The 19,401-nt window shown below is 65.4% G+C and carries 15 protein-coding genes; 11 read left to right on the top strand and 4 right to left on the bottom strand.

Annotation, left to right across the window (positions count from 1 at the left end):
• Positions 1 to 24: 24 nt before the first annotated feature.
• Positions 25 to 441, top strand: coding sequence for a hypothetical protein (locus AC0GNR_RS05180; RefSeq protein WP_472899939.1), 417 nt, complete (start codon positions 25 to 27; stop codon positions 439 to 441).
• On the opposite strand, the gene AC0GNR_RS05175 is transcribed toward AC0GNR_RS05180, so the two are convergent.
• The 3 genes from AC0GNR_RS05175 to imuA form a co-directional block, all read right to left on the bottom strand.
• Positions 435 to 3,623 carry an error-prone DNA polymerase gene (locus AC0GNR_RS05175; RefSeq protein WP_472899938.1) on the bottom strand — a complete coding sequence of 1,063 codons (3,189 nt, stop codon included), beginning with the start codon at positions 3,621 to 3,623 and terminating at the stop codon, positions 435 to 437. The two genes, AC0GNR_RS05180 and AC0GNR_RS05175, sit on opposite strands and share 7 nt — an antisense overlap.
• A gap of 265 nt (positions 3,624 to 3,888) precedes the next feature.
• Positions 3,889 to 5,193, bottom strand: a complete 1,305-nt coding sequence (locus tag AC0GNR_RS05170) for a Y-family DNA polymerase (protein ID WP_472899937.1) — start codon at positions 5,191 to 5,193, stop codon at positions 3,889 to 3,891.
• The gene (gene imuA / locus AC0GNR_RS05165; RefSeq protein ID WP_472899936.1) at positions 5,138 to 5,989 is read right to left on the bottom strand and encodes a translesion DNA synthesis-associated protein ImuA; all 852 of its coding nucleotides are present in this window, start codon (positions 5,987 to 5,989) and stop codon (positions 5,138 to 5,140) included. Before imuA ends, AC0GNR_RS05170 begins: the two co-directional genes overlap by 56 nt.
• Positions 5,990 to 6,182: 193 nt before the next feature.
• Here imuA and rpoH point away from each other — a divergent pair, with 193 nt between their 5' ends.
• Both rpoH and AC0GNR_RS05155 read left to right on the top strand, forming a co-directional pair.
• The gene (gene rpoH / locus AC0GNR_RS05160) at positions 6,183 to 7,139 is read left to right on the top strand and encodes an RNA polymerase sigma factor RpoH (protein WP_472899935.1); all 957 of its coding nucleotides are present in this window, start codon (positions 6,183 to 6,185) and stop codon (positions 7,137 to 7,139) included.
• 243 nt (positions 7,140 to 7,382) lie between these two features.
• The gene (locus AC0GNR_RS05155) at positions 7,383 to 9,086 is read left to right on the top strand and encodes a sensor domain-containing diguanylate cyclase (protein WP_472899934.1); all 1,704 of its coding nucleotides are present in this window, start codon (positions 7,383 to 7,385) and stop codon (positions 9,084 to 9,086) included.
• Here AC0GNR_RS05155 and lysS read toward each other — a convergent pair whose 3' ends face one another.
• Entirely contained in the window at positions 9,087 to 10,664 is a 1,578-nt protein-coding gene (gene lysS / locus AC0GNR_RS05150; RefSeq protein ID WP_472899933.1) for a lysine--tRNA ligase, read from the bottom strand.
• Positions 10,665 to 11,040: 376 nt separating this feature from the next.
• Here lysS and AC0GNR_RS05145 point away from each other — a divergent pair, with 376 nt between their 5' ends.
• From AC0GNR_RS05145 to AC0GNR_RS05110, 8 genes are all read left to right on the top strand, one after another.
• Positions 11,041 to 12,036 carry a UDP-glucose 4-epimerase family protein gene (locus AC0GNR_RS05145; RefSeq protein ID WP_472899932.1) on the top strand — a complete coding sequence of 332 codons (996 nt, stop codon included), beginning with the start codon at positions 11,041 to 11,043 and terminating at the stop codon, positions 12,034 to 12,036.
• Positions 12,033 to 12,593, top strand: coding sequence for a sugar transferase (locus AC0GNR_RS05140; protein WP_472899931.1), 561 nt, complete (start codon positions 12,033 to 12,035; stop codon positions 12,591 to 12,593). The genes AC0GNR_RS05145 and AC0GNR_RS05140 overlap by 4 nt, the downstream gene beginning before the upstream one ends.
• A 102-nt stretch (positions 12,594 to 12,695) precedes the next feature.
• Complete coding sequence (locus AC0GNR_RS05135) at positions 12,696 to 14,651, top strand: polysaccharide biosynthesis protein (protein WP_472899930.1); 1,956 nt, start codon at positions 12,696 to 12,698, stop codon at positions 14,649 to 14,651.
• Positions 14,652 to 14,692: 41 nt separating this feature from the next.
• Positions 14,693 to 15,607, top strand: coding sequence for a glycosyltransferase family 2 protein (locus AC0GNR_RS05130; protein ID WP_472899929.1), 915 nt, complete (start codon positions 14,693 to 14,695; stop codon positions 15,605 to 15,607).
• Positions 15,600 to 16,256 carry a class I SAM-dependent methyltransferase gene (locus AC0GNR_RS05125; RefSeq protein ID WP_472899928.1) on the top strand — a complete coding sequence of 219 codons (657 nt, stop codon included), beginning with the start codon at positions 15,600 to 15,602 and terminating at the stop codon, positions 16,254 to 16,256. Before AC0GNR_RS05130 ends, AC0GNR_RS05125 begins: the two co-directional genes overlap by 8 nt.
• A gap of 30 nt (positions 16,257 to 16,286) precedes the next feature.
• Positions 16,287 to 17,090 (top strand): methyltransferase domain-containing protein, encoded by an 804-nt coding sequence (locus AC0GNR_RS05120; RefSeq protein WP_472899927.1) that lies wholly within the window; start codon positions 16,287 to 16,289, stop codon positions 17,088 to 17,090.
• Positions 17,087 to 17,836: a glycosyltransferase family 2 protein gene (locus AC0GNR_RS05115; protein ID WP_472899926.1), complete on the top strand. Its 750-nt coding sequence runs from the start codon at positions 17,087 to 17,089 to the stop codon at positions 17,834 to 17,836. Before AC0GNR_RS05120 ends, AC0GNR_RS05115 begins: the two co-directional genes overlap by 4 nt.
• A gap of 28 nt (positions 17,837 to 17,864) precedes the next feature.
• Positions 17,865 to 19,388 carry an oligosaccharide flippase family protein gene (locus tag AC0GNR_RS05110; protein WP_472899925.1) on the top strand — a complete coding sequence of 508 codons (1,524 nt, stop codon included), beginning with the start codon at positions 17,865 to 17,867 and terminating at the stop codon, positions 19,386 to 19,388.
• Positions 19,389 to 19,401: the final 13 nt, after the last annotated feature.

The raw sequence follows: 19,401 nt of genomic DNA, 5'->3' as shown, positions 1-19,401 counted from the left end.
ACAAATTTCAAGGAGGATCAGGGGATGCATTTACAGCGATTTGCACTACTTGCTTTTTCTGTTTTGGTCATTGCCGGCTGTACCAGAAAGACGAATCATGGTGACTTCAATCAAGAGGCAATTTGCACTGCGGCAATTGCCACGATCATGAGCCAATCACCGTCAATCATTCGAGCGGAAAAATTCTCCGAGAAGGTGACATCTCTGTCGTATGTCCGACCTGCAGACGGCAGCCATTGGGACTATCGATGCATGCTTGAAGGTGATCGGATCGTCTGGGCCAGTGGAAACGGGCGGTGGCGAAACAGCGGTTCAGATGAAGTCGTTTCGTTTCTAGTCAAAGGGAAGACTCTGAGCATTTCCCAGCGGTTTAGTGACAACTCATCGGACACAAAGGCTTTCACATCTGAAAGCTTGGGAGCCAGCAAACCAGTTCAGTGAAAATCCCGGCTCTCCGTGGCCAGCCGGCCCAGCATCGGCGTGAGGTCTTCCAGGTGGCCGGCGATGAGGTTGCAGACCTCGCCCTCGCGCTGCCACACACCGTGCACGGCCATGAGCCTTGAACGTGTGAGGGCATTGCGCTGGCGTTCGCGCAGGGCTTTCCAGACGATGACTTGCACCACACCGGTTTCATCTTCCAGCGACACGAAGACCACGCCGTTGGCGGTGCCGGGTTGCTGGCGACCGGTGACGATGCCGCAGGCGCGCACGAGGCGGCCGTCGGGGGCGTCTTTCAAGGCGGCTGCGGTCATGAAGCGGCGCGCTTGCAGGCGATCGCGCAGCAGGGCCAGCGGGTGGCTGCGCAAGGTGAGGCCCAGGCTGGCGTAGTCCCACACAATGGCTTCACCTTCGGGCGCTTCGAGCAGGTCCAGCGCATCTTCATCCACCGGTGCTTCTTTCAAAAGCGCGGGCGGGGCTTTGAGGGCGGCGGCGTCCCAGACTTGCTGGCGGCGGTGGCCGCTGAGGCTCATCAAGGCGTCGGCGGCCGCGAGTTGCTGCAGGGTCTGCTTGTCTAGCTGGGCGCGGCGGGCCAAGTCTTCGGCGTCGGTGAACGCTGCGTCTTCGCGGGCTGCAACGATGCGTTGCGCTTCGCTGCGCGAGAGGCCGCTGACCCTACACAGGCCCAGGCGCACGGCGGGCAGGGTGAGCCGTTCGGGCTGAGCTTGTCGAAGCCCTGAATTCCGATCGTCCTGAGCTTGTCGAAGGGCAGGCTCAGGACGAACGGGTGAGGCTTCCAGCGTGCAGTCCCAGCCGCTTTCCATCACATCCACCGCGCGCACCTCGACACCGTGGCGCACCGCGTCTTGCACGAGCTGGCTGGGGGTGTAGAAGCCGAGCGGCTGGCTGTTGAGCATGGCGGCCAGAAACTCGGCTGGGTGGTGGTGCTTGATCCAGCAGCTGGCGTACACCAGCAGCGCAAAGCTGGCGGCGTGGCTTTCGGGAAAGCCGTAGCTGGAGAAGCCTTTGATTTGCTCGACCACGCGCTGCGCAAAGTCGGGCTCGTAGCCGCGCTCGGCCATGCCGCTGAGCAGGCGGTCCTCATATTGGCCCAGGCCGCCCTTGCGCTTCCAGGCGGCCATGGCGCGGCGCAGGCCGTCGGCTTCGCCGGGCGTGAAGCCGGCGGCAATGATGGCGATCTGCATGCACTGCTCTTGAAACACAGGGATGCCCAGCGTGCGGTGGAGGGCGGCGTCCAGACCTTTGGGGTAGTCGATGGGTTCTTTGCCCTGGCGGCGGTTCAGGTAGGGGTGCACCGCGCCGCCCTGAATGGGGCCTGGCCGCACCAGCGCCACTTCAATCACCAGGTCGTAAAAGCAGCGCGGGCGCAAGCGCGGCAGCATGCTCATTTGCGCGCGGCTCTCGATCTGGAACACGCCCACGGTGTCGGCGGCGCAGATCATGTCGTAGGTGCCTGGGTCTTCGGCGGGGATGTCCTGCATCTGAAACACATGGCCCTTGCGCTGGCCGATGAAGTCGAGCGACTTGCGGATGGCGGTGAGCATGCCGAGCGCGAGCACGTCCACTTTCAAGAGGCCCATGGCGTCGAGGTCGTCCTTGTCCCACTCGATGACGGTACGGTCAACCATGCTGGCGTTTTCAATCGGCACCATGCGCGAGAGCGGCATCTGTGTGAGTACAAAGCCGCCGGTGTGCTGCGACAGATGGCGCGGAAAACCCATGATCTGACCGGTGAGCACGAGCAGCTGGCGCACGGCCAGGCTGTCGGGGTCAAGGCCCACTTCGCGCAGGCGCTCGGGCTCGATGGCCTGGCGCCCGTCGCGCCAGTAGAGCTCGCGCGCGAGCTTGTCCAGGGTGGCTTCGGCAAAGCCCAGCGCTTTGCCCACGTCGCGCAGGGCGCTGCGCGGGCGGTAGCTGATGACGGTGGCGGTGAGCGCGGCGCGTTCGCGGCCGTATTTGGCGTAAAGGTACTGGATCACTTCTTCGCGCCGCTCGTGTTCAAAGTCCACATCGATGTCAGGCGGCTCGTTGCGCTCTTTGGAAATGAAGCGCTCAAACAGCACTGCGGTGCGCGCCGGGTCCACTTCGGTGATGCCCAGGCAGTAGCACACGGCGCTGTTGGCCGCCGAGCCACGGCCCTGGCACAAGATGTGTTGCGAGCGGGCAAAGGCCACGATGTCGTAGACGGTGAGAAAGTAGTGCTCGTAACCCAGCTCACCAATGAGCGTCAGCTCGTGCTCGACCTGCTGCTGCACCTGGTCTGACGCACCCGCGGGCCAGCGCCGGCCCATGCCCTCGTAGGCCAGGCGGCGCAGGTAGCTGGCCGGCGTTTCGCCCGGCGGCACCACTTCGCTGGGGTATTGGTAGGCCAGTTCGTCGAGCGAAAAGTGGCAGCGCTCGGCGACCTTCAGTGTCTCGGCCAGCAAGGGCTCGGGGTAACACTGCGCCAGCGCCAGGCGCGAGCGCAGGCGTTGCTCGGCATTGGGCGCGAGCGCTTGGCCGCAGGCGGTGAGCGGCTGGCCGAGGCGGGTGGCGGTCAGCACGTCTTGCAGCGCCTTGCGCGAGCGCAGGTGCATGTGCACGTCGCCCACGGCCACCAGCGGCACGGCGGTGAGCTCGCTGCTCTGGCGCAGCCGGTGCAGGCGCATTTCGTCGTCTATCAGGCGCAGCTGCTCCACGCCGAGCCAGCAGCGGCCCACGAAATGCTGCAACAGCCAGCGCGCCACAGCGTCAATCTGATCCTGCGTGCTGCCGCGCTGTGGTACGGCAATCACCAGGCAGTCGGTCAGTGCGTCGGCGCTGATGGCGTTCAGCGTGAGGCGGTAGGTGCCCTTGGGCGCCGTGCGGCGCAGGCGGGTGATGAATTCGCACAAGTTGCCGTAGCCGTTGAGGTTGGTGGCGAGCACGACGAGGGTGAACGGCGCGTCACACACCACCTGAAACTGGCTGCCCACCAGCAGCTTCAGGCCATGCGCTTTGGCCGCCACGTGGGCGCGCACGATGCCAGCGAGCGAGCACTCGTCGGTGAGCGCCAGCGCGGTGTATCCCAGCGCCTGGGCACGCTCCACCAGCTCTTCGGGCCGGCTGGCACCGCGCAGGAAACTGAAGTTGGACAGGCACAGCAGCTCGGCGTAGGCGGGAATGCCAGCGGGTTGTGGCGTCATGGTGGGCACCCTCGCAGGCGGGCCCCCATCCCTGCCTTCCCCCAGAGGGGGAAGGGGTCAGTCATGTGCTCCGGGCGAGGATGGGCTTCAATGCCTTGCTCCTTCCCCCTCTGGGGGAAGGTTGGGATGGGGGCAAGCGCACCACGGGGAGGGATGCGTACCGAGCAGAGGGGAAGCCCCCCAGGGCGCCGTCGGGCCGGCTTTGCCGGACGGCCAGTGCCGCCCCCTTGAGGGGGTCGCGCGCAGCGCGGCGGGGGGGAGTCAATCAAGCGAATACTCCATGGAGAAACCACGCTGGCGCCTCGTCCAACCGCGTCTGAAACACCCACAACACCCCCGCGTGTGCCGACTGCGCCACCCAGTAGTCGCGCACCACGTTGCGTATCTGCCCCACGGACTCGTCGCGGTCCCACCAGCCGCCCTCGACCCGCTGCGGGCCGGCGAGCAATTGAAGTTCACCCTGGTAATAAGGCCGGTGGGCGCGCACCAGCAGCTTGATCGGCGCCGCCAAGATGAAGCCGGGCTGCGGCAGCCCGTTGCCCGCCACGGGCTTGCGGGGCAAGGGTTCGGGTGCCGTTTGCCAGCGGCACATCCATTCGGGGCGATGGTCTTCACACAGCACCGGGCGCAGCACGCGCTGCGGCCCCAGGCGAGCGGCCAGGCGTTCCAGCACCAGGTGCAGCGGCTCGCGGCCTTCGGCTTCGTCGGGCAGCCACGAAGCGCTTTTTTCTTCCAGCGGCACCACGGCGTCGGCCACCAGTTCCAAGTCGCCCACCGGGGCCAGCAGCTCCACCCGGGCCAGGTGTTCGGCGAGCAGGCGGCAGAGGTGATCAAGCTGGCGTGTGGGCTCGGCGGTGCGTATGGTGATGCTGCCGCCCTCGCCTGCGGACTTGGCGCGCATGGCGTCGTGCGCCCAGCGGAGGGTGAAGGCGGTGGTGCCGCTGTGGCGCGCGGCCAGCCAGCCGCACAGCGAAAGCAGCAGGCGGCGCGCGCCAAACAGCAGGGCCGGCGCGTCGTCCACCCGAAACATCAGCTCCAGGCGCTGCGCAAAGTGCTCGGGCAGCTCGATCCAGGCATGCACTTCAGGCGCTCTGCCGTAAGCCCGGTCGAGCGCGGCGAGCAACTGTTTGTCAAACCGGCGGGCCACACCGCCGCGCGGCAGCCGCCGCACGTCGCCCAGGGTGCTGCAGCCGATGTGCGACAGCGTGAGGCGGTGCGGGCGCACGGCACTGAGCGTGTCCATGGGCAGGGCGTCCAGCAGGGCGTCCAGCGGCTGTTGCAGGCCGTTTTCAACCCCGGCGCGTGCCAGCGCCAGCGCGGCCAGGCTGTTGGGCGCCCAGGCCAGCTGGCCCACACCCAGTTCGGCGCCTTCGGCTTGCACGCGCTCGCGCAGCGCGCGCTGGCCCCCAAACAGGCGCACGCTCGCCGCCAGCTCCATGACCACGGCTTCGTCAGCGACAGCAACGCGGGGCGTGAATTGAAGCGCCCAGAGTGCCAGCGTCTGCAGCGCCGCGTCAGTGGGCAAGGCGGTGTCGTCGGGCGCTGGGAGCCGGAGCGCTGACCACAACATGGTCGACCTTTGGGGTGGGGGTAGGCGCAGCGTCCCGGGGCTGGTCGCTGGGCAGCAACGCGCTGGGCTGTTTCAGGCGCGGCGTCAAAATGGTCTGCAGGCCACCGGGCACAGACGGCAAATGCAGCGTGCTGCCCAGTGGCGGGCCTTTGCGCTTGAACACCTCGACCCGCAAGGCCCAGTCAGGCCCCACGCGGGCCAGCAGGCGCAGCGGCGCGGCCGACGACTCTTGTGCCGCCGAGGCAGACCGGCACAGAAACACTGGGCCGGCACAGCCCGCCGCCAGCACCTGCAAGCGGCGCACCTGCTCGGCCCGCACCTGCGGCAGCCAAGCAATGACGGCACCGAAGGCGTTGGCCCTGACCAGCTGCTCGGTGGCCCACAGGCGCTCGGCCGGCGTCTCGGTTTGCACCCAGACCAGCTGGCGCTCGCTGATGCCTTCCCAGCGCAAACCGGGCGGGTGCGGCGGACGCGGCGGGCCCACCAGCACCACACTGCGCCCAGCGGCGCACACCTGACGCAGCAGCGGCCCCAGCAGCCGCCATTCCAGCATGCCGCTTTGCGGCGCCAGAATTTCGGTGACGGTATGGCAGGGCCAGCCACCGCCGGGCAACACCGCGTCCAGCGCAGCAAAGCCGCTGGACAGGGTGGCGGCCACAGGCGCGCCCAACTGGTCACCGCGCCACAGCGCTGCGGCCACAGCAGCAGGCAGGCCGCTGGCGAGCGCACCCGGGGCTGGCACCGGGTGGGGCGCGTTGTGGACCGGCGAGGCCAAAGGGACGGTGGCGGGTTGCATGTTGACGTTAAATACTGTTTATGCGTACAGTATATGAAAGCATTGAAGCTGTCCAGTAAAGCCCGGCGCCGTGCACGCCGCATCGACACCCGCGCAAAGCCCAGCCATATCAAGCCCATGGAACTATTCAATTAGCACTCACTCATAGAGAGTGCTAATATTTATGAAAGCCAACCTGAGGAGGGTTCTTCACATGTCCGTATCACTTGCTCCCGCCGCCTTGCCCACCGCCACCCTGGCCGTGGCCAGCCCTTGGGCCAGCCGCTCGCTCACGATGCCGCCGCTGGGCAACTTGGATGCCTATATTTCTGCGGTCAACCGCATGCCGCTGCTGACGCTGGAAGAGGAACAGGGCGCCGCCCGGCGCCTGCGCGACCACAACGACTTGGACGCTGCGGGCCAGCTGGTGATGTCGCACCTGCGGCTGGTGGTGTCGATTGCCCGCCAGTACTTGGGCTATGGCCTGCCGCACGGCGACCTGATCCAGGAAGGCAACGTGGGTCTGATGAAGGCCGTGAAACGCTTCGACCCCGACCAGGGCGTGCGCCTGGTGAGCTACGCCATGCACTGGATCAAGGCCGAGATCCACGAATACATCCTGAAAAACTGGCGCATGGTGAAGCTGGCCACCACCAAGGCGCAGCGCAAGCTGTTTTTTAACCTGCGCTCGCGCAAGCAGGGCTTTCGTGCCGATGCGCTGGACGGTGACACGCACCGCGATGTGCTGTCGGACACCGAGGTGGGCGTGATGGCGCGTGAACTGAAGGTGAAGCCGGAAGAAGTGCGCGAGATGGAAACCCGCCTGTCGGGTGGCGACGTGGTGCTGGACCCCGGCCCGAGCGACGACGGCGAAGACAGCTTCGGCCCCATTGCCTACCTGGCTGATGCCACCCACGAGCCCACGGCGGTGCTGGAGTCGGCCGAGCGCGACGCCCTGGCCACCGAAGGCGTGGCGCACGCCATGAGCGAGCTGGACGAACGCTCACGCCGCATCGTGACCGAGCGCTGGCTCAAGGTGAACGACGACGGCTCAGGCGGCATGACGCTGCACGAGCTGGCGGCCGAATACGGCGTGAGCGCCGAGCGGGTGCGCCAGATTGAGGTGGCGGCCATGAAGAAAATGCGCAAGGCATTGGCCGAGTTCGCCTGACGCCTCTGAGGCGCTCAAACTCAAAAGCCCCGGCGGATGGATTCGCCGGGGCTTTTTGCTGTATTGGCCAGACTCAGCCACTCCGCCACTCAGGCGCTGAACCGTCGGTTTTGTCCGAGGAACGGAGGCCCGTGCAAGCCAAAATGGCTGATGCCTATCTTTCTCAGCTCCCCACCCACCAGCTTCAGGGCCATGCGGCGGCACTGGGGCCAGCTTCTCAGCTTGTTGGTATGGGTTGGGCTGATGGCTTTGGGCACGCCCCATGCGCAGGCCACCAGCGCGCCCAGCAGCCTGACGCTGCCCACGGTGGTGCTGGACAGCGCGCAAAAAAGTGTGCCACTGGCGCAGCGTAGCCTCTTCTGGGTGGACCCCAGCGGCCAGCTGACCGCACCCGAGGTGGCCCAAAGCCAGGCGAGCCTGCCGTTTGCGGTGCGCAGCCCCAAGCACCGCTTGCTCATCGGCCCACAAGCGGCGCTCTGGGTGCGGTTTGACGCCTGGGTGCAAGACACCGGTTCGCACTGGGAACTGGAGCTGACGCATTCGGGCACAGACCTGATCAGCTTGTATTACCAGCACCCCGACGGCAGCTGGCACGCGCAGCACGCGGGCGACAGCATGGCCGTGCGCGACTGGGCTTCGCCCGACCGCTACCCGGTGTTTGCACTCGATACGCGGGCCGATGCCCCCGTGACCTACTGGGTGCGCATTCAACATGCCCGGGTGCCGTTCTCGGGCGAGCTGTTTGTGCACCGCCACAGCGCGCTGCGCGAAATGCGCATTCAACAGCAGTTCATGCTGGGTGCCTATTTCGGCATGGCTTTTTTGCTGACAGTGGTGGCGGTGGCCAATTCCCTGGTGTTTCGCGACCTGAGTTTTGGCAGCTACGCGGTCTACATTTCGGTGCTGGGCCTGGCGCTGGCTGCTTCGCTGGGGGTGGGCGGACAGTTTCTGTGGCCCCATTCCGCCCACTGGAACGGCATGGCCGAATTTGTGCTGCTGCCCCTGGTGGCGGTGGTGGGCTTGCTGTTTGTGCGCCATGTGGTGCAGCCCCGGCGCATCGGGCAAGGCCTTGACCGGCTTTCCCTTACCCTGGCGGGCCTGCTGGTGTTGCTGACGGCTTGGGATGTGGTCAGGCCCTCCGCCTGGACGCTGCAAGCCATTACCGCCACCGGCGCGCTGACCATGGTGTTGGTGTACGCCATGCTCTGGACCGCCTGGCGCACGGGCGACCGCTGGGTGCGCTGGATTGCACTGGGCATTTTGCCGGTGCTGGTGGCCGGCACAGTGCCGATCTTGCGCAATTTCGGCCTGATGTCGTCGGGCTTCCTGTCGCAATACGGCATGGTGATCGCCGCCGCCATTGAAGCGCCGCTGCTGATCTATGGCTTGCTGCAACGGTCGTCCATGCAACACGAGGCACAGACCCGCGCCAAGGCCCTTGCGCTGACCGAGCCGCTCACCGGCCTGACCAACCGCCACAACGGCATGCTGCGCCTGCACGACAGCCTGGTGCGGGCCCAGCGCTACAAGCACCAAACGGCGCTGCTGCTGATCGACCTGGACAACCACACCGGATTTGAACAAGAACACGGCCGGGAAGTGGCCGACCGCGCCCTGGTGCTCACCGGCTCGCTGCTGCGCTCGGTGGCGCGCGACGTGGACACCGCTGCCCGGGTGGACAACCGCAGCTTCATGCTGTTGATGGAAGGCCCTGTGCGGGCCGCGCAAGCGGTGGCAGCCGCCACCAGCATCGTGGCGGGCGGTCTGCGCCCGTCGTCGCAGTTGCCCGTGGGCGCCACCCTGCGTTTTAAAGTGGTGCTGGCCCTGCTGCCGGCAGAGGGCCAAGACCTGCAACAAGACGCACAAGCCCACCTGGACTGGCTGCGCAACAGCCTGGACGAACTGCGCAACGACAAGCGCAAGAGCATCCAGACGCTGAATTTTTGATCACGACTCTCTTCTGAGCGCCGGAAACAAAATCACGTCGCGGATGCTGGGGCTGTCGGTCAGCAGCATCATCAAACGGTCAATGCCAATGCCGCAGCCGCCGGCCGGGGGCATGCCGTATTCCAGCGCACGAATGAAGTCGGCGTCGTAATACATGGCCTCTTCGTCGCCGCCGTCCTTGGCCGACACCTGGGCGTGAAAGCGCGCGGCCTGGTCTTCGGCGTCGTTCAGCTCAGAAAACGCGTTGCCAAACTCGCGCCCGGTGATGTAAAGCTCAAAGCGCTCAGTCACTTCGGGACGGTCGTCGTTGGCGCGCGCCAACGGCGAGATTTCGGTGGGGTGCTCCATGATGAAGGTCGGGTTCCAGAGCTTCTCTTCCACCGTCTCTTCAAAGTACAGCACCTGCAAACTGGCCAGGCTGCGCGTGCTGAGCTGGTGCTTGGCTTCGGTCATGCCCAGCTTGCGCAGCGCCGGTATCAGCCACTCGGCGCTGTCCACGCCCTCGCCCGCCTCGGTGTATTTCAAGATCGCTTCGCGGATCGTCAGGCGCTCGAACGGCGAGTACACGTCCACCGGCTTGCCGTTGTAGGTCAGCGGCGTGTCGCCGTGCACCTGCTGCACCACGTGGCGGATCAGCTGCTCGTTGAAGTCCATCAGGTCGTGGTAGTTCCAATACGCCGCGTAGAACTCCATCATGGTGAACTCGGGGTTGTGGCGAACGCTGATGCCTTCGTTGCGGAAGTTGCGGTTGATCTCGAACACGCGGTCAAAACCGCCCACCAGCAGGCGCTTCAGGTACAGCTCAGGCGCGATGCGCAAAAACATTTCCTGGTCGAGCGCGTTGTGGTGCGTCTTGAACGGCTTGGCGTTGGCACCGCCGGGAATGGGGTGCAGCATCGGCGTTTCCACTTCCAGAAAGCCGTGGCTGACCATGTATTCGCGGATGCTGGACAGGGCCTGGCTGCGCGTGATGAAACGCTTGCGGGCGCTCTCGTCGGTCATCAGGTCCACATAGCGCTGGCGGTACTTGATTTCCTGGTCGTGAATACCGTGAAACTTGTCGGGCAGCGGGCGCAGGCTCTTGGTGATCAGGCGGATCTTGTCAGCGTGGATGGTCAGCTCGCCGGTGCGGGTTTTGAACAGCACGCCTTCAGCGGCCACGATGTCGCCCAGGTCCCAGTGCTTGAACGCGTTGTGCAGCTCTTCGCCCACGCTGTCGTTGTTCAGGTAGATCTGGATGCGACCACCCGACGGGCCAAACGACGCATCTTGCAGTGTGGCAAAACTGGCCTTGCCCATCACCCGCTTGAGCATCATGCGACCGGCCACACTGGCGCGCGAGGGGTTGGCCTCCAGGCCTTCCTTGGTGGCTTCGCTGTGCAGGGCAAACAGCTCGGCGGCTTTGTCCGACGGCTTGAAGTCGTTCGGAAATGCCACGCCCTTGCCTTGCTGCTGCGCCTCGCGCATGGCCTTGAGCTTTTCGCGGCGCTCGACGATCAACTGGTTGTCATCAAACGCGGGGTGGGCACCGGTCACAGGGGTGTCGGCGGCAGGGCTGTTGGGTGTGGCTTGGGACATAAAAAGAGCAGGTGGGTAGCCCAGCGGGCAGATCGGGGCGCGCCTGCGGTACCCAGGGGCACCCGGGCAGGCTTCACGCAAAACTTCACATTTTAGTTGTCTGGCTTGGCAATGCCCTCTTTTTGAAAGGAGGGAGCCACACAACATACGTCACACCCAACACCCAGGGTTTGAACCACCGGGGCATGTTTCACGAAACGGGCGCACAGACTCACTTATAGTGAGCGCCGGCCAGCCCTCGCAAGCAAAAATCGCAAGCAAAGTGCCGCGGCCACCCACCCCGGCGAGTGCCTGCCGGATCTTTCACACCCTTCACACGCCAGGCCATCAGCCCACAAGGGGTTGCACTGGAACAGCCGAACCGATCCACTCTGCCATGCGCATCTTGATCACAGGCGCCAACGGATTCGTTGGCCGCAGCGCAAGCGCCTCTTTTTTGGCAGCCGGACACGAAGTGGTCGCGCAACAGCGCTCGGCGCCCGCCTCATCTGCGGGGCAGCCGTTGCTGCAACAGCTGCAGTCCGACCTGAGCGATAGCAGCGCTCTCAGGGCGGCCATGCGCGGGTGTGATGCGATCGTGCATACCGCTGCACGCGTGCACAGGCTCAACGACCAAGACCTATCGCCGTTGGCCGCCTACCGCCGTACCAACACCGACCTGACCGTGCAGTTGGCCACCATGGCCGCGCAATGTGGCGTGAAGCGGTTCGTTTTTCTCAGCTCCATCAAGGTCCATGGCGAGTGGACTGCGCCAGGGCACGCCTTTCAGGCCGATGACCCCGCCTGCGCCACAGACGCTTACGCCATCAGCAAACAGGAAGCCGAGGACGGTCTGCGACAGGTCGCCAGGCAGACGGGCCTGGAGGTCGTGATCGTGCGGCCGCCCCTGGTGTACGGGCCTGGTGTGAAAGCCAATTTTTTGCGCATGATGGCCTGGGTTGACCGCGGCATTCCATTGCCCCTGGGTGCCATCAACAACCGCCGCAGCCTGGTGGGGCTGAGCAATCTGACCCACTTTCTGGAGCTGTGTGCAAGACACCCCGCCGCAGGCAACCAGACGTTTCTGGTCAGCGACGGCGCAGACGTTTCTACAACCCATTTGCTGCGCGCCATTGGCCAAGCCCTTGGGCGCCCAGCGCGTCTGGTGCCCATCCCGCAACCATGGCTTGAAAACAGTTTGCGCTGGATAGGGCAAGGTGCTCTGGCGCAACGGCTCTGCGCCGACCTGGCTGTGGATATCGAAAAAAATCGCCAATGGCTGCACTGGACACCACCGATGAGCCTGGAGGAAGAGCTTCAACGCACCGCTCAGGCGTACAAGTCACACCGCGCAGCACACCATGCAGCGCTGGAATCGACGGAACGAGCATGAAAAGAGCGATGGATCTGTTGCTGGCCTGCGCAGCCTTGTTCCTGCTGGCCATTCCCATGGCCCTGGTCGCGCTGCTGGTCAAGTTGACCGCACCCGGACCCGCCCTCTATTGGTCTGACCGGGTGGGACGAGACAACCGGATTTTTCGAATGCCCAAGTTCCGCAGCATGCGGACCGACACACCCGCGGTCGCCACCCACCTGCTTGAAAACCCCCGCCAATACCTCACACCCATCGGACATTTTTTGCGCAGAAGCAGCCTGGACGAACTGCCTCAGCTGTGGAACATCTTCAAGGGTGACATGAGCTTTGTAGGCCCCAGGCCCGCCCTGTTCAACCAGCACGACCTGATCGCACTGCGCACCGAGGCCCAGGTGCACACGCTGCGCCCGGGCCTGACGGGCTGGGCGCAGGTGAACGGGCGCGACGAACTGCCCATTCCCGACAAAGTGAAACTGGATGCCGAATACCGACAGCGCCAGTCGCTCTGGTTCGACCTGCGGATTCTCTGGCTCACCGCAGCACAGGTGTGGCGAGGCTCGGGCGTGTCGCATTGAAGCGTCGCTCTGGCGGCAACTTCGCACCACCGATCGAGTCTTGAGCCCCCTTGCGGTGAGCCCCGGCGCCCCAGGCTGTACACCAAACGTACACTCCAACCCATGAAAGAAGACGCCCTGCCGTCCCCCACCCGCCAGGCTGCGACGCAAAGCCTGGTGACCTTGCCGCGCACCGCCAAACGCCTGCTGGTGGTGGCGCTGGATGTGTGCCTGTGCATGATCACCGCATGGCTGTCGATCTGCCTGCGGTTCGAGGCCTGGGTGTCGCTGGACGACTACCAGTGGCTGGCGGTGGGCGCCTCGCCTGTGCTGGCGGTGCCCCTGCTGGCGGCGTTCGGCCTGTACAGCTCGGTGTTCCGCTTCGCCGGGCGCGAATCACTGCGTGCCCTGGTGGGCGCCATCGCGATCTACGCCGCGCTCTACGCCACGCTGTTCACGGTGATCGGTTTCCCGCTGGTGCCGCGCACCATCGGCCTGCTGCAGCCGGCGCTGCTGCTGCTGTGCGTGGGGGCCACGCGTTTCCTCGCGGGTGAACTGCTCAGCGAGACGCCTGCACCAGCGCGCTCGCCAGCCACCCGCGTGCCGGTATTCATCTACGGCGCGGGCGATACCGGGCGCCAGCTCGCCGAATCGCTCGCCCGGACCAGCATGCGCGTGGTGGGCTTTCTAGACGACAACCCAAGCCTGCAGGGCGGGCGCATCATGGGCCAGCTGGTCTACAACCCGGCGGCGATCGAAGCCCAGGTGCAGATCCACGGCGTGCGCGACGTGCTGCTGGCGCTGCCCTCGGTATCGCGGGCACGCCGTACCGAGATCGTGAAACTGCTCAACCGCGCCCGCGTCGGGGTGCGCACCCTGCCCCGGCTGGCCGATCTGGCCCACCGCCGGGTAGACGCCGACCAGCTGCGCGAGGTGTCGCTGGAAGACCTGCTGGGGCGCGACCCGGTGCCACCAGACGCCCAACTGATGGCCCGCAACATCACCGGCAAGACCGTCATGGTCACCGGCGCGGGCGGCTCCATTGGCAGCGAACTGTGCCGCCAGATCGTGGCGCAGCACCCAGCGCAGCTGGTGCTCGTCGAACTCAACGAATATGCGCTGTACGCGGTTGTGGAAGACCTGGAAGGCCTGCGGCAGGCCGCCGACGACAAACCCACCACGCTGCAGCTGACTCCCTTGCTCGCCGATGCGCGCGATGAAAACCGCATGACCGAGCTGATGCAGACGCACCGGCCCGACACCGTGTACCACGCGGCAGCGTACAAGCATGTGCCCCTGGTGGAAGACAACCCGGTGGCCGCCATTCGCAACAATGTGCTGGGCACGCTGAATGTGGCCCGGGCCGCCTTGCGTGCCGGGGTTCAGGACGTGGTGCTCATCAGCACCGACAAAGCCGTGCGCCCCACCAACGTGATGGGGGCCACCAAACGACTGGCTGAAATGGTGGTGCAGGCACTGGCTCGCGAAGGGCTGTCCACAGGCACCCCCACGCGCTTTTCCATGGTTCGCTTTGGCAACGTGCTGGGCTCTTCGGGCAGCGTGATCCCCAAGTTCCGGCAGCAAATCCAGAATGGCGGGCCGGTCACGGTGACCCATCCCGACATCACGCGCTACTTCATGACCATTCCCGAAGCAGCCCAGCTGGTGATTCAGGCCGCCGCCATGTCGGCCGACTCGGCCGAGCCAGGCCCTGTCTACCTGCTCGACATGGGCGACCCGGTGCGCATTCAGGACCTGGCACGCCTCATGGTCCATCTCTCGGGCTTCACGGTGCGGGATGCAGACAATCCCGAAGGCGACATCGAGCTGGCATTCACCGGCCTGCGGCCTGGCGAGAAACTGTTTGAAGAACTGCTCATCAGCAGCGACGCCCAGCCCACCCGGCATCCCAAGGTCTGCCGTGCGCACGAAGCCTGGCTGAACTGGAACGACCTGGAGCCGGTGCTCAACGAATTGCGCCAACTGTCCGACACCACCCCGGGCGCCGAGGTTCGGCGGGTGCTGAGGCGCCATGTGCCCGACTACAAGCCCCCCACGCCCACGGCTTTTCCCGCATGAGCGCCACCAGCAACCTGCCACCGGATAGTCCGCCATCCCTCATGGCCCCACCCCCTGCCGGGGTGTGTGCCATCGTCGTGACCTACCAGCCCGATCTGCCTGCGCTCACACGCCTGGTCAACGCGCTGGCGCCTCAAGTCGAGCAGATCGTGGTGGTGGACAACGGTTCCCGTGCCGACCTGGAAACCTGGGCCGCACCCCTGGCGTCCAGCCACCGGCTCAGCCTGCGGCGGCTGGGGCAGAACCTGGGCATTGCGGCCGCACAGAACGTGGGCATTGCGCTGGCAGACCGGGCACGCTGCGGCCACGCAATCCTGTTCGACCAGGACAGCTGCCCCGCGCCCGACATGGTGGCCTGCCTGTTGCAGGTGCTGATTGAACGCACGCAGCAGGGTGAACGGGTGGCATCGGTCGGCCCCCGCTTCGTCGACGACCGGCTCGACAATCCGCCCCCGTTCATCCGCATCAATGGCCTGCGCTACCAACGCCAGGCCTGCTCGACAGCGGACGCGGTGGTGGCTGTGGACTACCTGGTGGCCTCGGGCTGCCTCATGCCCCTGGCCGTGCTTGATGCCGTGGGTGGTATGCGCGAAGAGCTGTTCATTGACTACGTGGACATCGAATGGGGCTTGCGCGCCGGGGCGATGGGCCTGGCCAGCTACGGGGTGTGTGCGGCCCACATGCACCACAGCCTGGGCGACCAGCCGATTGCCTTTCGCGGCCGCCACTACCCGACCCGCCAGGCGCTGCGGCATTACTACATGTTCCGCAATGCCGTCTGGATGTACCGCCAGCCGGGCCTGCCCCTGAACTGGAAGCTGGCCGATGGCTGGCGCCTGTTGCTGAAGTACGGCTTTTACCTGCTGTTTGACAAGCCACGCCTGCCCTCCTGGCGCATGATTCACCGTGGCCTGCTCGATGGTCTGTTGCGACGAACCGGACCCTTTCATGCCTGACCACACCGCGCCCCTCGGCGCTGGCCATGACACTTACGCCACATCCACACGGGCCGACATCCTGCCGCTGGTGGACCGGCGCTACCCCCATGTTCTCGACGTGGGCTGCTCGGCTGGCAATACCGGCGCCCTGCTGAAAGAGCGCGGGCTTTGCGAACGCGTCACCGGTATCGAGCCGTTTGCCGCCACCGCCGCCCTGGCCCGCCACAAGCTCGATCATGTGATCGAAAAACCCGTGGAGGCTGCGCTCGACGACATACCCGACCTGTCCGTGGACTGCATCCTGTGCCTGGATGTGCTGGAACACCTGGTCGACCCCTGGGCGACCGTGGAGCGCCTGAGCACCAAGCTCAAGCCGGGCGGCGCCTTCATCACCAGCGTGCCCAACGTGCGCCATGTGCAGGTGCTGTTCAACCTGCTGGTGCGGGGGCGGTTCCGCTACACCGACAGCGGTATTCTGGACCGCACACACCTGCGGTTCTTTACGCGCGAATCGGCCCTGGCGCTCATGCAAACCCAAAGCCTTGCCATCGAGCAGAGCAGCGGCCTGCTCGGGCCCCTGTCCAAGGGGCTGAACACCGCGTCGCTGGGCCTCTTCAAGAACCTGCTGATCGGCCAGTACCTGATGCGCTCGCGCAAAGCTGCGTGACCACCAGCCATACCACGCCAAGCACCCGCCATGATGAAGACCCGGATCAAATACGCCGTGCGGCAGTTGTTGCCAAGAAGCTGGCTGCAACCTCTGCTGCGGCTGAAGTACCGGGGCCGCCAACTGCCCCGCGCGGCCGACTATGTGCAGGCGCTCAAGGGTCAGTGCGGGATTGAAATTGGCGGGCCCAGCCTGGCCTTCCAGGTTTTCATTCCGCTCTACCCCGAGCTTGCAGGTCTCGACGGCGTCAACTTTTCAGAACAGACGACCTGGGAAGGGCACATCACCGAAGCGCGGCCTTTCCGTTATGGCAAGGACCGGGTGGGAAAACAGTGGATCGCCGAAGCGTCGAGCCTGCCGGCGCTTGGCAACGAACGCTACGACTTCGTGATCTCGTCCAACTGCCTGGAACACGTGGCCAATCCGATCAAGGCGCTGGAAGAATGGCTGAGGATCGTGCGCCCCGGTGGCCACCTGTTGCTGGTGCTGCCCAACCAGGCATCGAATTTTGACCACCGCCGGCCGGTGACCCGCTTTGAGCACCTGCTGGAAGACCACCGCCACGGCGTCGGCGAAGACGACCTTACGCACCTGCCCGAAATTTTGGCTTTACACGACGGCTCGCGGGACGCCGGTTCGCCCTCGCCCGAGGCCTTCCGAGAGCGCAGCCTCAAAAACCACGAAAACCGTTGCCTGCACCACCATGTGTTCGACCCCGAACTCATGGTCACCTTGTGCCGGCACCTGCAACTGGAACTGGTCCGAAGCGACAGTTCGGCCAGCGACCATTTCATGCTGGCACGCAAGCCGGTGTCGACAGGAGCGCAGCCGTGAGCGTGGCACCCAATTGTCCGCTGAGCATCTCCATCGTGAGCCACGGCCAGGGTGCGCTGGTGGCCGACCTGCTGCAAGATCTCCAGCAACCGATGAACGTCGACTTCGAGTTGCTGATCACCCTCAACATTCCGGAAGACGAAGGCTTTCTGGCGCCCCTGTTGCGCAGCGGCCGAAGCGTGCGGGTGATCCGCAACCCGACGCCCAAAGGCTTTGGCGCGAACCACAACGCGGCCTTTCTACACGCCCGGGGTGATTGCTTTGCGGTGGTCAACCCGGATGTGCGCCTGCTCGATGGTCACCTGCAAGCATTGCTGAGCCTGGCGCAACAGCCTGCTACCGGCGTGTGCGCGCCCTGCGCCTTTTTCTCCAGCGGCGCGCCAGCGCCCATAGCGCGGCGCTTCCCCAACGCCGCGTATCTGGTGCGCAAGCTGCTGCGCCGTGGCCACCAGGCCGACTACCCCGTGTTCACGACGCCTGCGGTGGTCGACTGGGTGTCGGGCATGTTCATGGTGTTTCCCCGCGCAGCATTTGAGGCGGTGGGCGGTTTTGATGAACGCTATTTCATGTATTACGAGGACGCTGACCTGTGCCGCCGTCTGGGACAGGCCGGCCTGTCGTGCCGGGTTCAGCCGGCCTGCCGCATCGTGCACGACGGCCAGTACGCCAGCCGACGCAACCTGCGGCACCTGTACTGGCACCTCAGCAGCGCCCTGCGTTTTCTGAGCGGCAGCCGCCCGAGATGACCGCCGATTCCATCGGGCACATGCCAACATGACCCTGGCTCGGCACACCCTGGTGAATTACGTCAGCCATGCCTACGTGGCCCTGGCAGGGCTGCTCGGGCTGGTGGCCTACGTGCGCTTTGTCGACGCCGAAACCTACGGCCTGATCGCGTTCTACGGGGTGCTGCAGACCTGGTTCATGTTGCTCGACCTTGGCCTCGGTGCCACGCTGGCCCGCGAAACAGCACGGCACCGGGCGGGCGGCCTTGATCCGGCTGCGCTCGCGCGGCTCGTGCGCCGGGTGCAACAGGTGCTGGTGGCCGTGGGCGCAGCGGGCCTGCTGGCCGTGGTGTTGGCCTCAGGCTTCATCACGCACCGATGGCTGAAGATCGAATCGCTGGACTTGGCATCCACCCGCTGGGCGCTGCAGCTCATGGCGGGTTCGCTGATGCTGCGTTTTGTCACCGTGGCCTACCGCAGCGTGCTCACCGGCACCGAAGACTTCGTCCGTCTCGGCGTTCTCAACATCGTTTTTGCCAGCTTGCGTTTCCTGGTGGTCATTCCGTTGTTCATGTACGTGGGCACCGATGCGTTGCACTTCTTTGCCTACCAGCTGGGCGTCGCCGTGCTAGAAGTGCTGGTGATGCGGCGCCATGCCGGCCAGTCGCTCGCTGCGGTGCTGCCCGCAGTTCAGAAGCCCTCAAACAAGCGCACTGCGCCTGCCTCTGCCATCACGCGCGAGCTCTGGCGTTTCGCTGCGGCGGCCGGCGCCACGGCGGCGCTCTGGATCGCCGTCACTCAAGTCGACCGCCTGATCCTCTCGCTGCTGCTGTCGCTGGCTCAGTTCGGGTACTTCAGCCTCGCGGTGCTGGTGGCCAATTCGTTGTTCGTGGCCAGCACGCCCATCAACACCGTGCTGCTCTCGCGTCTGTCCGTGCTGCAGGCGGCCCGCAATGTCACCGAGGTGCACCGCCTCTACCGCATGGGCACGCAGCTCATGGCGGTCGTGTGCCTGCCAGTGGCCGGGGTGCTGTGGGTGCTGGCGGGTCCCACACTGTGGTTGCTCACGGGCAACCGCGAACTGGCGCTGGCAGCCGAGTCCGTGCTGGCGTTTTATGCCATCGGGAACGCCTGCCTGCTGTTCGCCATGTGCCCCTATTTGCTGCTGTACGCCCGGGGACAAATGGGCCTGCATGTCGCGGGCCAGTTGTTGCTGCTGGCTGCCCTGGCCCCTGCCATGTTCTGGGCTGCGCGCCATGGTATCAACCACACCGGGCCCGTGTGGATGGCCTGCAATGCCTTGTACCTGCTCTTGTGGGTGCCGGTGATACACCAGCGCCACTGGCCGGGCATGCACCGGCAATGGCTCACGCGTGACATCGCCCCCATTGCACTGCCGGTGGTGGCCATCAGCGCCCTGTGGCCGCTGCTGGTGGCGCCGCCGCCAGACCGCGTGTCTGCCGCGCTCCAGATCGGCGCGCTCGGCTCGCTGCTTGTACTCACCAGCACACTCGCCAGCCCGGTGCTGCGCAGGTGGTTACTGGCGCTGCTACAGCGCCGAAGGGCGCATTGAATCAAGAAAAAGG

Source organism: Hydrogenophaga sp. LT287 (genome assembly GCF_055702805.1).
The sequence above is the reverse complement of the archived record's forward strand: the minus strand, read 5'-3'. Positions and strand labels throughout refer to the sequence as shown.